Raw genomic sequence first — 1033 nt, forward strand, 5'->3', positions numbered from 1 at the left:
ACAGCTTCTAGCTTATCCCCAAGGTAATCTATATCCATGTAGCTCATACCACCTAAGAATAAATCAACCCCACACGCTCCAGCATCTAGTCTCGGAGGGTTGATTGACATAAGATATTCACTTGTAGATGAAACTCTAGCGTTAACTGAGCCTGCGCTTAAATACCCTCTTGAACCGCTGTTATATGCTGAAGCTCCAACAGATGATTCTAAATCACTTAGCCAATCGTCCACGACTCCAGCCAGTGCAGAAGGTATGGCTGCCATAATTAGGATGGTTGTTAATAATACAGTTCTCATTGTATTTTCCTTTTTGCGAGTGGGTCGAGACTAGATCCCATTTGGTGCTCCATCGTCAGAAATTGTTGCATGTCTATTTCGCCTTTCATTAGTCGAAGTGAGCGATATATGTTTGTTTCTAGGTTGGGGAGTGCTACAACACCATGAGATACTGTTTGATGGTTATTGGTATTTGATTGAACCATGATTACGGTTGGTGTGACTTTAACCTTAAAGTGGTCTACTAGGTCGGGTCGTTGTTCGACATCTATATATTGGACTTGCCACCCATGTCTAATTGCAAATGCTTTATATAGTGGATGCATTACTTTGCAGGCTCCACAACTTCCAGACATGAAAATCATTAACCCGAAGTTTCTATATTCTGATTTTAGTTTGGAGTTTAGATCGTTAAGTATGTTTGCTTTCTTTGTCTTGATCCCCATTGGAGTGCTAGGGGCCATGTCTGCGGTACTTAACTCAGGTGATGTCATTGTTACGTAGTTATGGACAGCAGCAAATCCTCTTGACATCGCACGAAACGCAGCAACGAGTGTGTAGTACTCTTTGACACTTTCTTCGTCCCTTTTCCATATTGCTTGATCTAGATATTTCTGTTCCATTTCCCTTAGTTGCTCAGGGTGCATTTTCATAAGTTCTTCTTTAGCTGGAAGAGGAGGTAGGTTGTATTTTTCTTCGTTAGTAGGTTCTTCTTCAGAATCTTTCTCTAACTCATAGCCTTTGCCCCACCATTT

At 41.3% G+C, this 1033-nt stretch carries 2 protein-coding genes; both read right to left on the bottom strand.

Features of this window, described 5'->3' with window-relative positions; all coding sequences use genetic code 11:
• Nucleotides 1-299, bottom strand: a 299-nt coding sequence (locus A3729_RS05525; RefSeq protein WP_197475599.1) for a conjugal transfer protein TraH, incomplete at its 3' end; no start/stop codon positions are given.
• A partial coding sequence (traF, locus tag A3729_RS05530) for a conjugal transfer protein TraF (RefSeq protein WP_068633349.1) occupies nt 296-1033 on the bottom strand: 738 nt, incomplete at its 5' end. The genes A3729_RS05525 and traF, both read right to left, overlap by 4 nt.

This window comes from Oleiphilus sp. HI0043 (assembly GCF_001634935.1).